Source organism: Paenibacillus sp. Soil787, assembly GCF_001429545.1.
GTDB lineage: Bacteria > Bacillota > Bacilli > Paenibacillales > NBRC-103111 > Paenibacillus_E.
On the sequence record NZ_LMSP01000010.1, the window covers coordinates 18,231 to 38,008 of the forward strand.

Sequence of the window (19,778 nt, forward strand, 5' to 3'; positions counted from 1 at the left end):
CCTCCTAGAAATAACAATATCTGTGAAAAATTTAGCCACACGGGGGAGAGGTGATTTTACGTTAGTGACAAGGAACTATGGTGACGCTATGGCGAGCTGGATGAACTGCATCATGTAACGACATAATCGGTGTAAAGAATAATCCATACAAAGTCAAAGGTATCCAAGAAAGAAGCAAAATCCACTGCAAAACAAACATTATCTTGGCAGCATTTTGACCAATTGAAATAGAAGTAAGTCTTTGAATAGCTATACTCATTTTTTCACCTCCTCTAAGTGATTTTTAAAAACATATCCCCCGTATGGCTAAATTATTCATAGAAAAATGAAAACCCCAACCAAATAGGGTTGGGGTAAGAAATTACGAGAAATTAAGCCTGTTGAAATTAACAGGGGTCTCTTCTTACACCGAACCTTATTCCACGAAGGCTATGTACGATGGTGTTCAAAACTAGGTAGGTCTCCTGACTTACAGATTAACGCTTTCGTTCGCCTTCCCCAAACGTATTATTTGAGTGGCACTATGAAAGAAAACTCTGTTTTACAGTGGCGGGTCCGCTCGGGATTTTCACCCGATTCCCTGTTACCCCTTGTTCTCACAAAGGCACCTAGAATGTTTATGATATGTTGTACTAACTATGAGAATTAAAGCTTATTTATGCGATTAAGTCAATAGTCCAAACAATGCTTTATATTACATGGAACAAAATGTAAGTTCGACTCGTCAATAATATATAAGTTTAAGGAGGTTTTAAAATGCTCAAAAAGTTAATGATATTTGCCTTTGCAATGAGCCTTATGTCAGGCTGTCAAAATATAAAAGCTATTGACGAACCCCCAGGAACAGTAATAAAAAGTAATGCTGATGTGGTTGATATCCACGGAAATGTTTCCAACCTCTACAAATTGGATGACTTTGTGAAGAAGGTGAAAGCGATGGAAAAAGGCTCTATTCGTATTTCTCATTACACGATTGAAGGCGACCCCATTTATCATAATATCAAGTACCAAGGCGGGAAATTCGAGGTTCAATACGATACTACACAAGATAAATTTGGGGCGGGCAAAGTAACTACATATTCCTGTGAAAACTTTGATAAAAGTGAAACCAATACAGAAATGAAATATACCTTAAATGGTTGTTCGGGTGAAGCAAAAAGCATTGATGTATTATACATTTCTTATGACGTATCCAAACAAGATTTATTTCAATTTCAATTAAAATATGGTGTTAATCATGCTAATGAAATTAATACCATAGATATGAAATTGGTGAAAGACCTGAAAAATGGTCAAATGCTAAATATAAGTGATTTTCAACTTAATAAAGAAGAAGAACAACAAGTATATAAAAAAATGGTGTTATCCAACTTTTTAAGTGAAAAGAAATTTGCAACATGTTCAGAGAAGCCAAGTTACTACTTAAAAGTCAAAATTAATGGTGCGGTTCGTGAATACAACTGGTCTGATTGTTCGGAAAATGAAGGTAATAAAATAATGACTGATTTAGCGAAAACAATTATTGAGATTGTCAATACGAATCAATTTTATGGAACGCAAAGTGCAAAATGCTGACCAAAGAACAAGCGTTAGAGTTGGCTAAATAAATCCCCCACCTATTGGTGAGGGATTTTCTTTTGAAAGGAGTTTTATCATGCTGCCATTGCAAAGGAGCGGCATTCTCTTGCACAGGCCAAGCACATTTGACCGCACATCTGTGATTCGTGATCATGGTGCCTCAAGCATTCATGGCCACATACCTCACAAACATAAGCACAAAATTCACACATTGCTTTCATAACTGGGCTATGACTAGATATTGACCTTGCACACAAATGACAGATTGAAGCACAGTCAGTTAAAAGTCTAATTTGATGTCTTCGTAAATGAGCATCTGGTTTTTGAAGTAAGGAATGAACAGTATGTTCACACATAGAAGCACAGTCATGAAGCATCTTTAACATTCCAGGCATCATTGATTGAATTGGCATCTAAAGCACTCCTCTAAGAATTAATATCTTAATAACGTATTCAATGTGCTAATGTCCCGATACAATCGTTTAAGCCTTTTGGGGGATAATTTGTATGTTTTTACACTTAAATTGATTATGTGATTGCAATCTAATTTGCATTGGTATATATTGTTATTAAATCAAAAATAATTGATTAATGAATCGGGTGATAATAATGAAAACTATAATCCCAATACATGAAGTAAAGACAAATTCTGCACCGAACGACTCGTTTTTTGAAACGTATGAGGCAAAGTTCAAAGCTTTGGCGGATCGCAAGAGACTGCAGATCATGTATGAGTTAACACAGCGGGGAAAAACGTGCGTTTGCGACCTATGCGAAATTATAGATATGGCTCAATCCAAGTTGTCTTATCACTTGAAGATCCTGTTAGATGCCAATCTAATTACGAAAGAAATCATAGGCACATGGAGCTATTACGAGATCAATAATGCTGCAGTGAATGGATTGCTTTCAGAAGAGCTTTGCTGCATTTTTAGATCGAGTCGATCCTAAGTTTTTTTTAGAATATACATCAATTTTTTTTGATGTATATATCAATATAATTTGATGAAGGAACAAAAATCAAAGTGATTGCTGTGCATGTGCTTGCTCTTAAAAGTGAGTAAGTTTGCGTCTTTCGAAAATAGCTAACGTCTTAAATGGATGATAAAGAAAACGATTATATGGAGGTATCATCAATGAGTGGAAATACAGTTCAATCTAAAGCGAAATTACCTGTAGCGATCATAGGTGCTGGGCCTGTTGGCCTTGCTGCAGCGGCACATTTAGTGACACGAGGAGAATCTTTTGTATTGTTTGATGCAGGGAATTCGGTTGGGGCCAGTGTCCTTCAATGGGCTCATGTACGTCTCTTTTCTCAATGGGAATACAATATAGATAAAGCAGCGCGGCAGCTGCTTGCTTCACATGGTTGGATAGCTCCGAATCATTCGGAAATCCCTACTGGATTAGAGATGGTTGAGAACTACTTTAAGCCTTTCGCCGAGTTACCTGAAATCAAACCGTTCATAAACTTGAACACGAAAGTGACCGCTGTGAGCCGCAAAGGCTTGAACAAGGTAAAAACACATGGACGCGATGACCTTCCATTTGTCTTGCATGCCCAGAAAAATGGCGAACGCTACTTGATTGAGGCCAAAGCTGTCATCGATGCTTCGGGTACCTGGACCAGTCCGAATCCAATCCTTTCTGAAGGGGTCTGGACGTCTGAGGAGCTGTCTTTAAGCAAACAAGTATTTTATGGTATACCTGATGTTCTAGGTTCGCATAAAGAGCGCTATAGTGGAAAGAAAGTTCTTGTTGTTGGTAGCGGTCATTCGGCGATCAATACACTTTTGGAACTTGGAGAGCTTAAGGGGCAAGTACAGGAGACTGAAATTGTCTGGGTACTAAGAAAATCTAGGCTAGAGGATGTTTACGGGGGACGGGAGCAAGATCAGCTTGCTGCGAGAGGAGAACTCGGAACTCGTATTCAGAAGCTAGTTGAATCAGGTAATGTTAAAGTGATGACGCCATTTCATATTCAAGAATTAAAAAAGGATGGGGAAAAAATTCAGGTTGTTGGTTCTTTAAACAGCGAATTGACTCAAATTGATGCGATTGATGAGATCGTTTCGAATACAAGTTCCCGTCCTGATTTTTCCTTCTTAAGAGAAGTTAGGGTGATTGCAGATCCAGCTCTGGAAAGTACGCCCCAGTTAGCGCCTCTAATCGATCCAAATGTTCATAGTTGCGGAACTGTGAGACCACACGGGGAGTATGAACTAAGACAACCAGAGAAGAACTTTTATATTGTTGGATCGAAGAGCTACGGTAGAGCACCGACCTTCTTGATGGCGACAGGGTATGAACAAGTGAGATCTATTGTTGCAGCTTTAGTTGGCGATCGTGAAGCAGCTGAGAGGGTTGAACTTGAACTGCCTGAAACTGGGGTATGTAGTATCAAAAGTAGCTCATGCTGTGAACCTGAAAAAAGTAACCCAGTAGATGTGAAATCTGATGAAGAAAGTTCTTGTTGTTCACCAATTACCAAACCGGTGGCATCGAAATCTTCATGCTGCAGCTAGATCATATCGGCGTTGTCTTAAAGGCAATGCCGTTTTTTATTTTGAAAGGAGAAGTTCTGATCAGAGAGCAAATTAAAGAAAATGCACATCTCAAACCTATTATTATTTTGGCACTCATCACGGCGGTCTCACTATTTGGTGATTCGATGCTCTACGTTCCTATTTTCCGACATTGTAACAGCATTTGTAGATATTTTCTTTTCGCAAGAAAGATGACTTTGGGGATCAAATTGGAACTTTCTTGTCGTTAGACTACTATGATGATGAAGGAGTAGTGAAGTGAGAATCAGATATAATATATATAGTAGTATCTTGACAGCTTTTCAGCTTCACTCTATAATTCAAACAAACGTTTAATTTAAACGATTGTTTAATGTCGAGGAGTGGTTAAAATGAAACACGCACTAGGTGCATTTCTAAAACAAGCAACGACGAAGGTCGGGATTATCACAGCAATAACGTTTCAGTTGTTATTTAGTTTGATTTGGATGACGGGTTATAAGGGAGTATCCGATAACACGAGCCAATTAAAGATCGCGATCGTCAATGAAGATCAAGGTTTGGGGAGCAAAATTGTTCAGAACCTGCAAGATAACCTTCCGTTTCAAACAGAGCTAGTGGCTTCTAATGAGCAAGCACAGAATCTGTTAAATGATCGTCAGGTCCAGATGGTTATGCACATCTCGGCGGATTTCTCAAAACAGCTTCAAACACCAGGACAGACTGTTCCCATTTCGTATACGATTAATGAGTCTAATCCTTCTATGACGAAGTCCGTGATGCAAGCTGTAGCCGGGAACGTCACGGCGTCTGTGAACAAAGAGGCTGTAGCAGCCGGGGCATCAGCTGTTTTAACTCAGATGAATCCTAAATTACCAGCCGAGCAAGCAGGGCAAATCGCACAAGGACTCGCAACTAAGGTGACCTCTGACATTCAAAGCACCAATAAAGTAAAGGATATGCCGAATCAAATGCTTCCTATGATGCTGGTGCTTGCTTCTATTGTGGGTACAATGATCATGGGAATGAACTTTAATGTATCTACGAATATTCTCGGTGCATCTGTTAATAAAATGGGCAAAATGACTGCACGTATCGTTGTAACTGTCGTAGCTGTCGTTGTTGTTGGGCTGATCAGTGCGACGATGGTCGTTTCCTTGGGCGGGCATGTAGAGAAAGGCTTTGCATCTCTTTGGGCTTTCGAAACCCTATTCTTACTCACCTTTGCGCTCGTCGCTCAAATGTTTTTGACATTGTTCGGGAACGCAGGTATGCTATTTAACATCGCGATGTTGTCCTTACAATTAGTGTCTTCTGGCGCTATTGTGCCAAGGGAGCTTTTGTCGCATTTTTATCATACAATCAGTAATGCTTTCCCAGCTACCTATGCAGTGAATGGGTTAATGAATATCTTGTTTGGTGGGCCAGGTGTAGCAGAGGAAGTCGGTTTCTTGTTTCTTATTGCTGCAGTTGCACTAGTCATCGATATCTTGGTTGTGTCTGTGAAAAGGGCAAAGGCTGTGCCTGCCATGGAACAACGTCCACAAACCGCTTAGCTTAATTACGAGGAGGGCGTTGATAGAATGGCTGAACCCGAATTAGATATGAAAATGAAAATTCTTTTGGCAGCAAAGAAGCTGTTTGCAAAGAATGGTTATGATGCGACAAGTGTTCGTCAAATTTGTGAGGAGGCTGGGGCCAATGTGGCTCTGGTTTCTTATTATTTTGGCGGCAAAGAGAGCGTTTTTTACGAGATATTTAAACAGTTTTTCCCCACGAACAGGATAGATGATTATATTGCCATTGAGGATCCCATTGTAGGTATCCGGACAATTATTCAGAGTATCGTAGAGCTTAGAAATGCTGATCCTCAAATGATTAGCCTTATTCAAATGGAGATTATTACAATTACCCCACGTTTGGAAAAAATGAGAGAGCTCTTGTATCCATTATGGAAAAAGGTAAGGGAATTTCTAGAGCAAGGCAGACAGGATGGGATTTTTCATTTTGAATCTCTGGATAGCACGCTTATGTTTGTTCTGGGATCGATATTTTTTTATAAGCAGAGGGAGTTTTTTGAGCTTTTGTTTACGGAGGAACGGCCTGATACCCCGACTTTAATTGAGCAAACGACAACTTATGTGCTAAATGCATTAAGATACCAATGCAAAGGGGATTGATGGAAATATGGATAAAACGTGTATCGTGTGTTTGGGCGAGCTATTGATTGATTTCGTACCTGAGGTGAACGGTCAAGCGTTGGCTGACGTTACTAGCTTCCAGCGGGCGGCGGGCGGAGCGCCGGCCAATGTTGCTGCGGCGGTCGCCAAGCTGGGCGGCGACGCAAGGTTTATCGGTAAAATCGGCCGTGACCCATTCGGCGATTTTTTGGTGCGCACGCTTGACGAAGTCGGCGTGCATACGGCCGTTGTACAGACCGATGAGGCGAAGACCGGTCTGGCGTTTGTTTCACTGCGCGCGGATGGCGAGCGCGATTTCTTGTTTTTCCGCGACCCGGCGGCGGACATGCTGCTGCGCGCAGACGAAGTCCAGGCGCAGTGGCTGGAAGACGCCGCGGTTTATCATTTCGGCTCGGTATCCCTGATCGCCGAGCCTTGCCGCACCGCGACGCTGGACGCAGCGCGCCGAGCGAGAGAATTTGGCGCATTGGTGTCGTACGACCCCAATGTGCGCCTGGCGCTGTGGCCGAGCGCTGACGCAGCTCGGGCAGAAATTCTTGCGCAGCTTCCGCTTGCGGATGTGGTCAAAGTCAGCGAGGAGGAAATCGAGTTCCTCCTCGGCGTTGACGTGACCACAGGTGCGCAGCAGCTGCTGCAGAGCGGACCTAAAGTGATTATCATCACTTTAGGCCCTGAGGGCTGCCGTGTCGTGACCGCGCGGCAAGATATCGTTATCCCCGGCACGCCTGTGGCAGCCGTGGACACGACTGGCGCCGGCGATAGTTTTGTCGGCGGCATGCTCTATCAGCTGGTGTCGCTTGGCGCTACGCCAGCTACCATCGTGGACGTGCTCGCTGAAGCAGGAGCCGCTGAACAGGTATTCGCCTTCGCCAACCGCGTAGGCGCTATTACGACGACGCGCAGGGGGGCGATTCCTGCGCTTCCTACGCTCGCCGAAGTTCAATAAGCGACTAGTAAATAGAGAATATTGATAATTAATTTGAACGCGCAGGGTTTACTCATATTTGGTGGTTCAGATGTTAGAGCTTATAACCGACTGGGTAATATGTTTGATTGAGGCTTTTTCTGTGGTATCTACAAATTCGACTGATAAATAGTGGAATATGAAGAGCCACAAAATGAAGTTCCTGAGTATCGGTGAAAGTGACTACATTTGGATGACCAAGATAGGGTCTCTTCGGTTGAGTGCTAAAATAGTATGGGTCGACACCATTGAGTTTCTGAACTTAAGGGATAGTGGTTATTAGGGTTGATGCGGATTTATTCTTCCTTGGATCACGAACAAATTGGCTATAAATGTAACATTCCTGAGTCTAAGGGATAGTGTCAATAGAGTGATAGTCAAGATAAAGATGCCAGGACATGGTGGTATTTGGAAATATGAGGTTACTGTGCTGAAAATTTCTGAATCTAAGGGATAATGCCCATATATCGGCCTGTGAAATGGATGTATTCCCCTAGTCACGATGACTTGCAAATATATGTTGAAAAATGGAAGTTAATGTGATACTTTTAAATTATAGCTTATGAACTTTATATCAAGATTGTTTTGATTTGCGAAGAACGCAGATTTCGGATGAATGTCCGGGGTTTGCGTTCTTTTTTGTTTTGGCGAGAAAAAGGGGGTGAGGTTTTGAAGCGCAGGAGGAGCCTGCTTATTAGTTTGGTTGCTGCGGTTATGGCGGGGTTGCTTGTGTATGGGGTGTATGTCATGCAGGTGAATCAGGTCGAGCTGCAGCAGACTGTTCAGGTTGCGGTTCCGAAGGATTTTATTCGGGCCGGTGTCTTGATTCGCGAGGATATGGTGGAATTTAGAGCTGTTCAAAAGGGCAGTTACACAGAAGGCATGATGACGAAGCTGACGGAAGTCGTTGGGCAGGAAACCTTGATACCGCTTGGTAAGCAGGAGCCTATTTTGAAATGGAAGGTGAATCGTTATCATCTGCTCCCCAATGAGCAGCAGGCAACTTTTCAAATCCCTAAGGAATATTTGTTGTCGGTTTCAAATGGTATCCGTGCCGGGGATCGGGTGCGTGTTTATGTATCTGGTACTGATGGCAGCTCGCGCAGGCTTTTTGATGAGAAGGAAATTACGGTCGCTTCCGTGAAGTCCTCGGCGAATGTGGAGGTGGACAATCCGAAGAGTTCTAATCTGCTATCCAAGGTGGAAGGAGATAAGGAAAAGATGTATGCTTCCCGATTGGAAGCGAACGGCGCTATCGACCAGATTAACCTTAATTTAACTGAGAGTGAGTGGCTTCAGATTGATCAATTATGCAGCTCGAAGAAAGCAAAGTTGGTGATCGCGTTTAGTTCCTCTTCTATTTTGGAAGGGGAATGAAGGGGGGAAAGTGGAATGCAGGAGAATGAGGAGGGGAAGGTAGAACGCAGGGGAATAAGGAGGGGAAGGTAGAATGCAGGGGAATGAAGGTGGGTAAGTGGAAGGAAGGCAGAGAATCAAAGGAAGAAAGATGGACTGGCAGGAGAATTAGATCGGGTATGTGGTCGGCGAGAAATGAAAGGAGGTATGACATTTGCATATAGGACTGCTATCAACGGATCAACGATTAATTGATGAGATTACGAATGTGGTATATACGAAGCCATTAAACTGGATGATCTGTTCGGCTCCGGATGATTTACGTCGTAAATTAACGGAGATGCCTTACTCGCATACGATCATTTCGGATCGGGAGATGGATTTTGGGGATTTTGAAGAGTTCCTTGAGGGATTACAACATCAGTACGCGGAATTAAAAATTATTGTTCTGCTCTCGAATTATCACGACGCTTCCATTAATGAAAAATATTTAAAGATGTGCAAGCTGATGAAGCTTGATTATGTTCAGCCAGGGCGCAGCACCGCTGTTATTGCAGACGATATTCGGGCTTGGGTTGATGGTACTGGGGTAGAGAATGCGAATCAACAATCGTCAGGAAAGCTAATTACTTTCATCGGCTCTACGCCGAATATAGGTACAACATTAGCTTCATTTGGTGTAGCACACGCACTAGCCCAAGAGACATCTATGAAAGTCGGATATTTGTGTCTCAATCTAAAAAGCTCAAAACTTCATCGATATTTAGGTCGAGATGAGCATGTATTTACGCTGGATGGTCTCAGAGCGGAGTTGAAGGCGCGAAGTCTCACACCGGAAAGGCTGCAGCAGGTATGCGATAAGCCCAAAGAGGCACAAGGACTGAATATCCTCTATGGGAATATGCTTCGAGAGCAGGCGGAGTTTTTTACGCCTTCCGAGATTATTCATTTGTTGCGTGTGGCACGAGCCACTTTTGATGTATGCATCATTGAAGTGAGCGCTTATTGGGACAATGCGGCGACGGTTTGCGGGCTATTGGAAGCGGATAGCAAAATTGTCGTAACGACAGCGGATATCGCTCATTTTCAAGAGGATTTTTCGAGGTGGATCAGGCAGGTTGGCGCTGTTTTTGGTCTTCAGCCAGATGGCTTTGAGCTAATGGCCGTTCAAACGGATCGACATGCCAAGCATAGCGAGTTCACGATTAAAGATATTCGCAAGGAAACACAGCTGCATCTGATTGGTCAAGTATCCCGACATGCTGACGCGCTTTCACGTTGTAATCAAGGCAAACTGTTGGACATGTTCGTGCCGACCCACGCTATGTATGAGGAGGTTAGGGCGGTTTCTCGAAAATTCATCGATTACTATAAGCTGACAAGGAAGGTGAGTTTACGACAAGTAACATGGCTGCAGAAGTTCATAACACGCAGACGAGCTGCAACTTAAATCCAGCAGGGAAGAGGTGAAGGGAGTGAGTGAGGAAAGGTTTTCAATTATTACCTACATGCATGAACGCAAAACCGAGAGCGCAGCGGTTGATTTGTCTTCAGGTACGGAGCTGGAAAAGAGAAGAGGATCCGAATATGGCTCGATGAGATCTGGTTTTGGGGCAGAGCAGGGTGTGCGGACACGGGGCTCTTCGGGAAAAGATGAAGATGGCGAGGGAAGTCCAAAAACAAGTGTGGGTATTGGGGCTGTCGGTGGAGAAAGATCTGAACTGCTGATGCAAGGGGATGCTATTTTTAACCAGTGGGTGCAGGATATTCGAAGTGAACTTGTCTCTATGAAGGGGAGAACTGAGGCCGAAAAGCAGCTGTATAATGAGACGTTGAATCGTGCGATTCTTGGTTATGAGGAGGATCGAGGCAAGCTTCTTGCGATTATCCATGATCTGGTTTCGAAAAGAAGGCTTTCGGATGTGCCTCCTAGGACGATTGGTTACACGACTTTGCCTGAAGCTATTTTTGCGGAGATTATTGGGCTTAACGTTCTTGAACTAGTACTAAAGCATAAAGAGGGACTTGAAGAAATTCAGGTTGTGGGGAGACAGATTTTTGAAGTGCGTGGCGGGATGGCCATGCCGTCTGCTTTTACCTTGCCTTCTGTGCGTGAATTAGAGAGGATTCAGCAGAATTTGGTGCTTTTTAACAATGACACGTTGAATCCAAGAAAGCGATGGGCAGAGGTTGTTCTTCGGGACGGATCCCGCGTTACAATGACTGGGTTCGGATTCACGGCTGAACCGACCTTAACGATTCGTTTTTACACGATTAAACGGTTTGATTTGGCGTCCCTTGCCACTGCAGAACTAGCCACGATGGATAAAAGGATGGAGACGCTGATTCTATGCTTGATCCGATCCTATTTCAATATGGTGGTTATTGGCCCGACAAACTCGGGAAAGACGAATTTAATCAAAGCGATCATTGCTGAAATGGACGATAATGAACGAATTATTACGATTGAATCGAGATTCGAGTTAAATTTAAAGCGCGATTTTCCGCATAAAAATATCGTCGAATACGAAATTGACGAGGACGATCCTCGGCATTCTGGGCAGCAAGCTTTTAAATTAGCATTGAGGCAATCGCCAAAACGCATTTGTCACGCTGAAATTCGGGATGATGACGCCAACCTTTATGTTAGAGCTTGTACGCGGGGTCACGAGGGCAGCATTACTTCGGTTCATGTAAGTGAACTTGAGGATGTGCCAGATGCAATTACAGATATGTGCATGCTCGATGGCAGGGGGATGAATCCGCTTCGGCTAACGAAACGGATTACAGAGTTTGTGACACAAATCGGTATGGAGATGGCTGTCGTTGATGGAAAAAGAAAGATTGTGCGAATCGTCGAATATCGTTATGAACATGAGGAGGTTTGCGTCACGGATCTCGCAGTTTATGACAAGTCGACAGAGGAATGGACATTTCCCGGGAAATTGTCGCATCATGCATCGCGGAAAATAGCTAAGAACGACAAAGAGGGCTTCGCTTTGTTGAGGGAACTTGGTTTTATTGAGAAAGAAGGCGAGTCTTAGCCATGATTTTCGCCAAATATGTCTTTCTCTTGTTGTTATTCGTTCTAGTATTTGTACTTATTCAATCGCTTTTACACGTACTTATCCGACAACGTAAAGCCAGATATAGGCTGCATTATGTCAAAACCTCCACGTTGGTCGCTAGATTCAGCGAATATTTGGGAAATAAGAGCACTTTATTTAAGCATATAAAGGAAATGATGGAATCCGTCGAATCCAAAATGAGCATGCGAGGCATTATGACAGTCAGTTTTGTTTTGTTTTTAGTTGGATTGTTGGCGGGGACGTTGTTTTTTCAGACGTTAAAAGGGGTCGTTATCGTCACTTCGATCTGTGTTTCACTTCCTTATATGCTGCTTCGGTTAAAGCTGGTCAGTGTCAGATTGCAAACGCGACTGGAGTTTCTTCCTGCCGTTGAAGTGTTCTATCAGTACTATATGGTGGATCCAAATAAGAATATGAAAATGGCACTTAAGTATTGTTTAGAAGAGAATCGCATTCTTTATCCGATCAAGCCCGTATTCGAGCAATTATATCGTAATCTCATGACGCAAAGGGATACGGAGGAGAGCTTGCACATTTTCTCACTCACTTTGGGTCATACATGGGCCGATTATTTTGTCGGTGTCATACGTGTTGCTTTGACGGAAGGGAGCTTTGTCGGAGAAAGCTTAAAAGAGTTGATTGTCGATATGCGGAAAGCGCAGCGTTTCGATCAGTTGGAAAGAAATCGACTTTTGGAGATACGTATTGCTAATTTTACGCCGATATTGTTTCTTGCCTTATTCTTATTTATTAATTTCAAGGTAAATACGGAGAACGCTTATTTGTATTATATTGTTGACCCTGGCGGGCGAAACATGATTCTGGATGCGCTTCTGCTCATTTTCGTCTCCTTTTTAATGGGCATGTACTTATCTATGCGAAGAATGTGAGGGATTTGCTTCTGTGATTATTGAAAGCACGCAACTAGCTATATTGCAGATGGTTTCTAATTTGCTGCTCTTTCTTCTTTTCATGACGGTTTTTTATCACTTTTTCATGCATATGCCAGCACGTAAGAAGAGATGGAGATCACTGCATGTCAAAAGAGCGCTGCAAGAAACAAAACTCCCTTCATGGGTGTTCTCATGCTTAGGTATGAGTACGAAAATCGTGGAGGAAAAGCGTCAACTGCTGCTGGGGTGCGGGATTTGGCTGAACGCTAACCTTTATGAAGGTGTGAGACGGATAGGAATGGGGGGCGCCCTTATGCTCGGTGCTGTTGGGTATTTGGCTCTGGAGTATCCGATGCTAACTTTGAATGTGCAGCCGATTTATGTCATGGCGGGGACTGCTTGTTTACTTATTTTTTTGTTTTTTGACAAAAAGGTACTGGCTCAATTAAAAGTAAAACGAGCCCATCGAATCGTCCGAGAGATTTACGTGATTAGTCATCATCTTCTCTATTACAACGATTCTAAGCTGAATTTACATGCCAAGCTATCCCTATGTGTTTCACAAACGCGCTTCATTCGGCCGCACTTTCAATTGATGTTGAATGAATGGTATCAAGGCTCGGAAGAGGCTGTTAACCATTTTAAAATCAGACTAGGGACAGACGAGGCGCACAGCTTTGGGGAAACGCTGAATGCTTTGAGGCTGAATGAGCATGGCAGCTATTACGAGTTGTTGAAGCAAAGAATTCAGGATTACAAAGAAAAAATGGAACTCGTTCGTGATAGTAAAAAAGAAACTGTGTCTTATCTTTTGTTTGTATTAGCGGGATTACCGATTTTGAACACATTTCGGGTATTCATGTACCCATGGATTGCTGAAGGCCAGCGATTATTTAATGCGATTAACTAAAGGGAGAGGGAAGTTATGAGGAATATATTAATCACAGTTATGATGCTAATTGTTGTGGCATTACTTTTTACATCGATTATTAACGATGGATCTACAGGGATGAGGCGTAATATTTCGACGCATGGAACGCAGGCAAATACGGATATTACGGCTTTAAGGCCGTAATGATGGAAGACTTGTCGTGAGATCGATCCTCGTTACGGTGATGTTGATTATGGTGGTGATTGTCATATATAACAGTGTGGTTGGTGGCAGCACAGGGACTCGGAAGCAAGTAAGCAACAGCGGAGCAAGGATCAATGGGACGATAGAACGGATTAATCCATGAAGCAGATATTGGTGTTTATCCTATTTGCGACAATGCTTTGTTGGTTTATGTTTGCTCCGGTTTATAAGCATGTCATTATTGTTCGGCAGGCTGTTTTGCAAAAAGAAGTCGATTATTTGCTTGAAATCGGTGCTAATGGCAGGCACGGGTATATTAATAGCACGATGATTCAGGAATCAAAGGATCGGATGGCGGAAAGAGGCTTCATTCCGGGAGATCTCGTTTATACGGTAAATACGACAACGGGGGTCAGGGGAATGGATCCAGGAATGCCCGTTTGGCGAGGAACGGGATTGAGTTTGAAGATGACGTATCCGTATCATCGACTTTTTGTCATTGATCAGCTTGTCGGAATTACGGTCCCTTCCGGATCGGATCGTATGGGGGCAGCAGGCATGAAGATGAGTGAATATGTGCCTTGAGATTTGAGGGGATGTCTTGTATAAACTGCTCTTGTTAGTCTTAATGAGCGTCGTTTTTTTGTCGCTATATGGGCTGCAAACGGATGAAGAATTAGCGATGCATACGCTTTTTCACGGGAAGCATGCATTGAATAATTCGGTGCATGCGGCGGCCCAGCAAAGTGATCAAGTAAAGCTGGCAAGCGGTATTCACAGTATTGATGAGACAAAGGCAAGAACTGTGGCTATGCAATATTTGCAAGCGAATTTAAGATTAAATATAGCGAACGATCCGCTGCCGAATACGTTCTTGCGCAGCAGGGTTGTCGTGGAATTATTTAAGATTATTAATGATAATGAGGTATTTCCTTATACGTATGTGAATGCGGGAAATGGTTATTCAGTAACGTTGGACCGGCCTGGTGTGATTATGTTTATTCGCTTGGAGTTTCCGCGGACTTATACGGTTTTGCAGCCGATTACGTGGACGATTAAGTCTTCGGCGGAGATGGTATTTTGACCACATATGTAAGTATAATGAGAGGGTGAGGTGTGAATTCAGGGTTACAAGGAGAGATACATATGACAATTTTCCAGCAACGGCAGCAGGCGCTGCAGCGTGAGATGATCGAGCGGGGTTGGTCGGGCTTCTTGGTCACGAACAACGTCGATATATATTACTACTGCGGATCGATGCAGACGGGGTATTTGTTTATTCCGGCGGAGGGAGACGCGCTTTACCTCGTACGCCGAAGTTTGGTCCGAGCGGAGCAGGAAGCGTCAGCGGCCGTGGAAGCGCTGGGGTCTTTGAAGACGCTGGGCGAGCGTCTTCGCGCGCGCTGCGCGGGTGGATGTGGATCCGCGGCTTTGCCGCTGCGGATCGGGACTGAGCTGGACGTGTTACCCGTCCAGCTGTATTTGCGGCTGCAGGCCGCGCTGCCCGGCGCGGCCTGGGAGGACGGCTCGCTGCTCGTGCGCGAGCAGCGGATGATCAAATCGCCGGACGAAGTTACGGCGATTCGAGCGGCTGCGCGCGTCGTCGACGCAGCGCTGGAAGCGGTCATCCCCCACATTCGTGAGGGGATGGCGGAGTTTGAGCTGATGGCGCTCATCGAGCATCAGCTCCGGCTGCGCGGGCACCAAGGGCTGATGCGCATGCGCGCGTACAATTCCGAGTTGATAACCGGAATGGTAGCGGCAGGCGCGGCGGCAGCGGTGCCCACCTATTTTGACGGGCCGGCCGGGGGCACGGGGTTACACCCGTCCAGCCCGCAAAGCTCGGGCCGCACGCTGATTGGGCGCGGCGAACCGATTCTCGTCGATATCGGCTGCACGATCGACGGCTATTTGATCGATCAGACGCGCACGCTCGTGATCGGCGATCTAGACCCTGATCTGCAGCGGGCCTATGACGTGGCGGAGCAGGTGCTCCGCGCCACGGAAGCCAGGCTGCAGCCTGGCGTTATCGCCGAGCATCTGTATCTGCTCGCGCTGGATCAAGTGCAGGAAGCGGGGCTAAGCGCCCACTTCATGGGGTACGGCGCTGACCAAGTGAAATTCCTTGGTCATGGCATCGGGCTCGAAATCGACGAACTGCCCGTTCTCGCCAAAGGTTTCAAATATCCGCTGGCGCCTGGCATGGTCATCGCAATCGAACCCAAATTCACCTTCCCCGGCCGCGGGGTGGTGGGCATAGAGGATACGTATCTGATTACGGATACGGGGTACGAGAAGCTGACGATTTCCCGTGATGGAATACTTCGGATATAAGGGACAGAAATATATTTTACAAGAAATTACTGGTTTATCGGTAAAGTGCTAAGGATGTTTGAGGCGTATGCAGGTAGGTGCGGTATGTGGTGTATACTCAATGGTTGATAGCAAGGGTACCTTTTACAGCCGAAGGGAACGAGGATTCGCTATTTTATGAATATGCGCTAAAAATGGCTTTGGGCGGAACGAGAGTGCGCTATGTGTTAGGAAATGATGTGAATCATGTCCGAAACTGTTAAATAGCGGATCGACGTTCCTCCAAAGCTGGGATTCTGCCGGATTTCGACTAATTAACGCCTCTACGTTCCCTCGAAAGGTTCGTTTAAGATTGAAAAACCCTAGCCAGTGGCTAGGGTTTATTCAATCTTAATTTATAGAATGAACGATTAGATTTTCTCAATTACCTTATCAATCAATCCATACGTTTTCGCATCTTCAGCGGTTAAGAAGTAATCACGGTCTGTATCTAATTCAATCTTCTCGATCGGCTGCTTAGTTGTATCAGCAAGTATACGATTGAGTGTTCGCCGTGTTTTGAGAATGTGCTGGGCACGAATATGAATATCGCTGGCTTGGCCTTGGGCGCCTCCCCATGGTTGGTGAATCATGACCTCGGCATTAGGGAGAGCGAACCTTTTGCCAGGTGCGCCTGCCGTTAAGAGAATAGCCCCCATGGATGCGGCCATACCTACGCAGATGGTGGAAACGTCGGGCTTAATAAAATGCATCGTATCGTAGATCGCGAGTCCTGCAGAAGTAGAACCGCCGGGTGAGTTGATGTACAGAGAAATATCTTTCTCAGGATCTTCAGCGGAAAGGAACAATAACTGGGCAACAATCGCATTTGCTACTTGATCGTTAACCTCCGTGCCAAGGAACACAATGCGATCTTTGAGCAGTCGGGAATAAATGTCGTAAGAGCGCTCACCGCGCGAAGATTGTTCTACTACCATAGGTATGAAACTCATTGGAATCATCCTTTCATTTTTAAGTACTATATTTAAGAAGCTTTGCTTTGGATGGTATGACTGTGCACAGTACGTGTTTGACCAAAACCTGAGGACACCATGATTAAACGGATCGGTTCTTCGCCATGAGTGGTTTGCAATTCACGAACGGTGAAGGTAGCTTCCGATTCATTGGTCGAGGAGCCTTGACGACGATAAGAGTCGATCGAGATCACGTTGCCTCCTGAGGTTTCATGAGTACGTGGGGCGGTTTGCTCCCAAGCAATAACAGGTGTTGCAGGTACTGCGTCATTCTGCGGTTTACTTGTTTGTTGTTCATGGTTCATGGCGGTTACCTCCTCATTCTTTCGGTTTGGGATATACGGCTAACAAGACTTGATAGGCATCATTTCCGTCTTTGCAGCCAGAGTATCGATCCACCAATTGCTGCACCATGGCAGCGTATTCCTCAACGAATGTTTGCCTTTGCTGTTCATCAGACAGATGGACCTGCAGCTGAAGCGTTGCACTAGGAATCACTTCGCCTACATCGGATTGTTCCATAAGCAGCATTGCATCTCTTCGAATCCGCTCGGATGCGGTCACAAGGTGAGCCAAAGAGCTCTGGTCCTTCAATCTCTGCAAGGTTTCGGGTTTCATACTTAGCGATTCGGCCAGCACGAATGTTTTGGCTATCGCTCTGTACAAGACTTCGACCAGATTGCGCACCTGACGAGTACCCACGCGTTCAACCAAGCCTGCTTTTTCCAAAGCTTTGAGGTGATAGTTAATGCGTTGAGCTGTTTCCCCGAGCGTTCGAGCCACTTCAGCAGCAGAACCAGGTTCCAGTAACTGAGCAATGATCTCCCCGCGGATAGGGTTCAACAAGACGGTAGCTTGCTCTGGAGACTCGATGTAATAGCTGTCTTGAATATCTTTTAGCATGGAGTGGATAGCCTCCGGTACAAAGTGTGTGTTACGTAAAAATATTTTATTACGTGGTGGGTGAAATGTCAATGGGCGGGGTTAAGAAGATGATGCCATGTTGGTTGACAAATAAGTTTTGAAGTAACAAATAAAGTTCTGAAGTATTGAAAATGATCTTTCTGGCGACGAGATTGTATAGTACTTGATACCTTATTAGGGAATTTAAAATGTGTAATGGATGTACGATGGCAATTTTTAGGAAGTAGTCAACGACTAGACGTAGAAGTGATCGATTACATCTCAGTGGCATTCTTTCATTTGTTTACAAAAATAATGGTCAAAAAGCGGTTGTGGTGCAACGATGTCTTGGTATGGGGGGCTCATACAACCATTATGGGATCTTTACAGAGCAATGGATTCAACAGTAAATACGATTGATTTCATGCTTTCTGAAAATCGAGATGCTCCCGCCGCCAAGCGATTAACTTCACCACACCATCAATCGCCGCGCGTGATTAAGGTCGATAAAAACCCAGCATATCCTACCGAGGTTCAGCAATTGAAGGACGAGAAGACTATAAAACAAGAAACAATACTACGACAACAGAAATATCTTAACCATATAATTGAACAAGATCATCGATCCATAAAGAAAGTCATTAAAAAATTAAAACGATTTAATTAATTTCCATAAAATAAATGAAAGCGATTGACAACTTTATGAAAGCGTATTATCATGAAATTGTTAGATAATTTAAAACGATTTAAAAGAAGGATGAACAGATGAAAAGTGCTAATATAACTTTGAAGGATATCGCCAGGGTCGCAGGTGTTTCCACTGCAACTGCATCCTTAGCTCTTGCTGGTGATTCGCGGGTTAACATCAAGACCAAGCAGCTTGTTGAAGATGTCGCTCAGCGGCTGAAATACGTTCCTAATGAAATCGGGCGAAGCTTACGTGCGAAGAAAGCGGAGACAATTGCGCTTATTTTTCCGAATACACCCCATAATGCCTTTACACATCCATACTTTGTCAGCTTATTGGAAGGTATCTCTGAGGTGCTTGTGCAGCACAATTTTCATCTACTGGTGTCAACGTCTCGTTCGGAGATTGATGAATCCGCAGCCTATGACAAAATCCTTCGTAACCGCCGTGCAGATGGGATTATTTTGTGGCCTGCTTCGATTAAAGATCGAAACATTGTGAAGATCATTGAATCTGATTTTCCCGTTGTTTACTTAGGGAAATGGCACCATGATGAAATTATTACGGTAGAGAGAGATGAATTTGGCGGTGCTTACATGGCAACGGAGCATTTGTTAAAGCTTGGTCACAAACGTATCGTTCATATTACTGGACCGTTGGAATATCAAGTGAGTGTCGACCGTTTGGATGGCTATAAGCAGGCATTGCAGGATCATAGAGTGCTATACGATCCATCTCTTGTGATCGAGAAGGATTACACCATGGAATCCGGTCGAAGTGCAATCGTAAAGCTTCGTGAAGATAAGGTTTCATATGATGCTGTTTTTGCAGGTAATGATATGATGGCGATTGGCGCGATTAAGCAGCTTCAAAAATGCGGCATTTCCGTCCCGGGTGACATAGCTGTGGTCGGCTGCGACAACATTGATATGGCTGCAATTCTGGATCCAGCGTTAACAACCATCTATCAACCCATGCAACAAATAGGTGTGATTGCAGCGGAAAAACTGATCGCATTATTGACGAATCAGGAAGTAGGCGAAGTGCAAACCGTAGTACCAACACGGTTAATCGTTAGGGACTCCTGCGGTGCCAATAAGGAGATTTCCTAATTTTTTTAATCATAATTTAAATCGATTTAAATTTGAGAGGCGGTGATGTTTATTCATACAACTCAAAG

The 19,778-nt window shown here is 44.3% G+C and carries 21 protein-coding genes, 1 pseudogene and 1 riboswitch; of the genes and pseudogenes, 18 read left to right on the top strand and 4 right to left on the bottom strand.

Features of this window, described 5'->3' with window-relative positions; genetic code table 11:
• Window positions 1–61 precede the first annotated feature (61 nt).
• Complete coding sequence (locus ASG93_RS11480; protein ID WP_056831990.1) at window positions 62–259, bottom strand: CbtB-domain containing protein; 198 nt, start codon at window positions 257–259, stop codon at window positions 62–64.
• 177 nt (window positions 260–436) lie between these two features.
• A riboswitch (cobalamin riboswitch) is annotated at window positions 437–627 on the bottom strand.
• Between the two features lie 129 nt (window positions 628–756).
• Between ASG93_RS11480 and ASG93_RS11485 the strand changes: the two genes are divergently transcribed.
• The 16 genes from ASG93_RS11485 (at window position 757) to ASG93_RS11555 (ending at window position 16,015) form a co-directional block, all read left to right on the top strand.
• Window positions 757–1,575, top strand: a complete 819-nt coding sequence (locus ASG93_RS11485; RefSeq protein WP_056831992.1) for a DUF4362 domain-containing protein — start codon at window positions 757–759, stop codon at window positions 1,573–1,575.
• A gap of 612 nt (window positions 1,576–2,187) precedes the next feature.
• A complete protein-coding gene (locus tag ASG93_RS11490; protein WP_056831994.1) occupies window positions 2,188–2,529 on the top strand; it encodes an ArsR/SmtB family transcription factor in 342 nt (113 codons plus the stop codon).
• A gap of 185 nt (window positions 2,530–2,714) precedes the next feature.
• Window positions 2,715–4,103: an NAD(P)-binding domain-containing protein gene (locus tag ASG93_RS11495; protein WP_063891856.1), complete on the top strand. Its 1,389-nt coding sequence runs from the start codon at window positions 2,715–2,717 to the stop codon at window positions 4,101–4,103.
• Between the two features lie 392 nt (window positions 4,104–4,495).
• The gene (locus ASG93_RS11505; RefSeq protein ID WP_056831999.1) at window positions 4,496–5,659 is read left to right on the top strand and encodes a YhgE/Pip domain-containing protein; all 1,164 of its coding nucleotides are present in this window, start codon (window positions 4,496–4,498) and stop codon (window positions 5,657–5,659) included.
• Window positions 5,660–5,686: 27 nt separating this feature from the next.
• The gene (locus tag ASG93_RS11510) at window positions 5,687–6,283 is read left to right on the top strand and encodes a TetR/AcrR family transcriptional regulator (protein WP_056832002.1); all 597 of its coding nucleotides are present in this window, start codon (window positions 5,687–5,689) and stop codon (window positions 6,281–6,283) included.
• 7 nt (window positions 6,284–6,290) lie between these two features.
• Window positions 6,291–7,250 (top strand): PfkB family carbohydrate kinase, encoded by a 960-nt coding sequence (locus tag ASG93_RS11515; protein ID WP_056832004.1) that lies wholly within the window; start codon window positions 6,291–6,293, stop codon window positions 7,248–7,250.
• 687 nt (window positions 7,251–7,937) lie between these two features.
• On the top strand, window positions 7,938–8,645 hold the full coding sequence (locus tag ASG93_RS11520; protein WP_056832006.1) for a flagellar biosynthesis protein FlgA: 708 nt from the start codon (window positions 7,938–7,940) through the stop codon (window positions 8,643–8,645).
• 193 nt (window positions 8,646–8,838) lie between these two features.
• Window positions 8,839–10,074, top strand: a complete 1,236-nt coding sequence (locus ASG93_RS11525; RefSeq protein ID WP_056832008.1) for an AAA family ATPase — start codon at window positions 8,839–8,841, stop codon at window positions 10,072–10,074.
• Between the two features lie 25 nt (window positions 10,075–10,099).
• Window positions 10,100–11,668 carry an ATPase, T2SS/T4P/T4SS family gene (locus ASG93_RS11530; protein ID WP_063891857.1) on the top strand — a complete coding sequence of 523 codons (1,569 nt, stop codon included), beginning with the start codon at window positions 10,100–10,102 and terminating at the stop codon, window positions 11,666–11,668.
• Window positions 11,669–11,670: 2 nt separating this feature from the next.
• Complete coding sequence (locus ASG93_RS11535) at window positions 11,671–12,603, top strand: hypothetical protein (RefSeq protein WP_056832010.1); 933 nt, start codon at window positions 11,671–11,673, stop codon at window positions 12,601–12,603.
• Between the two features lie 13 nt (window positions 12,604–12,616).
• Entirely contained in the window at window positions 12,617–13,516 is a 900-nt protein-coding gene (locus tag ASG93_RS11540; RefSeq protein ID WP_056832012.1) for a hypothetical protein, read from the top strand.
• A gap of 15 nt (window positions 13,517–13,531) precedes the next feature.
• Complete coding sequence (locus ASG93_RS35890; RefSeq protein WP_164484210.1) at window positions 13,532–13,681, top strand: hypothetical protein; 150 nt, start codon at window positions 13,532–13,534, stop codon at window positions 13,679–13,681.
• A gap of 16 nt (window positions 13,682–13,697) precedes the next feature.
• Window positions 13,698–13,844: a hypothetical protein gene (locus ASG93_RS35895; RefSeq protein ID WP_164484208.1), complete on the top strand. Its 147-nt coding sequence runs from the start codon at window positions 13,698–13,700 to the stop codon at window positions 13,842–13,844.
• Window positions 13,841–14,266 carry a hypothetical protein gene (locus tag ASG93_RS11545; RefSeq protein WP_056832014.1) on the top strand — a complete coding sequence of 142 codons (426 nt, stop codon included), beginning with the start codon at window positions 13,841–13,843 and terminating at the stop codon, window positions 14,264–14,266. Before ASG93_RS35895 ends, ASG93_RS11545 begins: the two co-directional genes overlap by 4 nt.
• A gap of 16 nt (window positions 14,267–14,282) precedes the next feature.
• Window positions 14,283–14,765: a hypothetical protein gene (locus ASG93_RS11550; protein WP_056832017.1), complete on the top strand. Its 483-nt coding sequence runs from the start codon at window positions 14,283–14,285 to the stop codon at window positions 14,763–14,765.
• Window positions 14,766–14,827: 62 nt separating this feature from the next.
• Complete coding sequence (locus ASG93_RS11555) at window positions 14,828–16,015, top strand: M24 family metallopeptidase (protein ID WP_056832019.1); 1,188 nt, start codon at window positions 14,828–14,830, stop codon at window positions 16,013–16,015.
• A 389-nt stretch (window positions 16,016–16,404) separates the two neighbouring features.
• On the opposite strand, the gene clpP is transcribed toward ASG93_RS11555, so the two are convergent.
• From clpP to ASG93_RS11570, 3 genes are read right to left on the bottom strand one after another with little or no spacing between them, the layout of a single operon-like run.
• A complete protein-coding gene (gene clpP / locus ASG93_RS11560; protein WP_029198080.1) occupies window positions 16,405–16,986 on the bottom strand; it encodes an ATP-dependent Clp endopeptidase proteolytic subunit ClpP in 582 nt (193 codons plus the stop codon).
• Window positions 16,987–17,018: 32 nt separating this feature from the next.
• Complete coding sequence (locus ASG93_RS11565) at window positions 17,019–17,312, bottom strand: hypothetical protein (protein WP_056832021.1); 294 nt, start codon at window positions 17,310–17,312, stop codon at window positions 17,019–17,021.
• Window positions 17,313–17,325: 13 nt separating this feature from the next.
• A complete protein-coding gene (locus tag ASG93_RS11570; protein ID WP_056832022.1) occupies window positions 17,326–17,910 on the bottom strand; it encodes an ArsR/SmtB family transcription factor in 585 nt (194 codons plus the stop codon).
• Between the two features lie 382 nt (window positions 17,911–18,292).
• Between ASG93_RS11570 and ASG93_RS11575 the strand changes: the two are divergent.
• Both ASG93_RS11575 and ASG93_RS11580 read left to right on the top strand, forming a co-directional pair.
• A pseudogene (locus ASG93_RS11575) lies at window positions 18,293–18,571 on the top strand (DDE-type integrase/transposase/recombinase); the annotation flags it as partial.
• A gap of 104 nt (window positions 18,572–18,675) precedes the next feature.
• On the top strand, window positions 18,676–19,710 hold the full coding sequence (locus tag ASG93_RS11580) for a LacI family DNA-binding transcriptional regulator (protein WP_056832026.1): 1,035 nt from the start codon (window positions 18,676–18,678) through the stop codon (window positions 19,708–19,710).
• Window positions 19,711–19,778 lie beyond the last annotated feature (68 nt).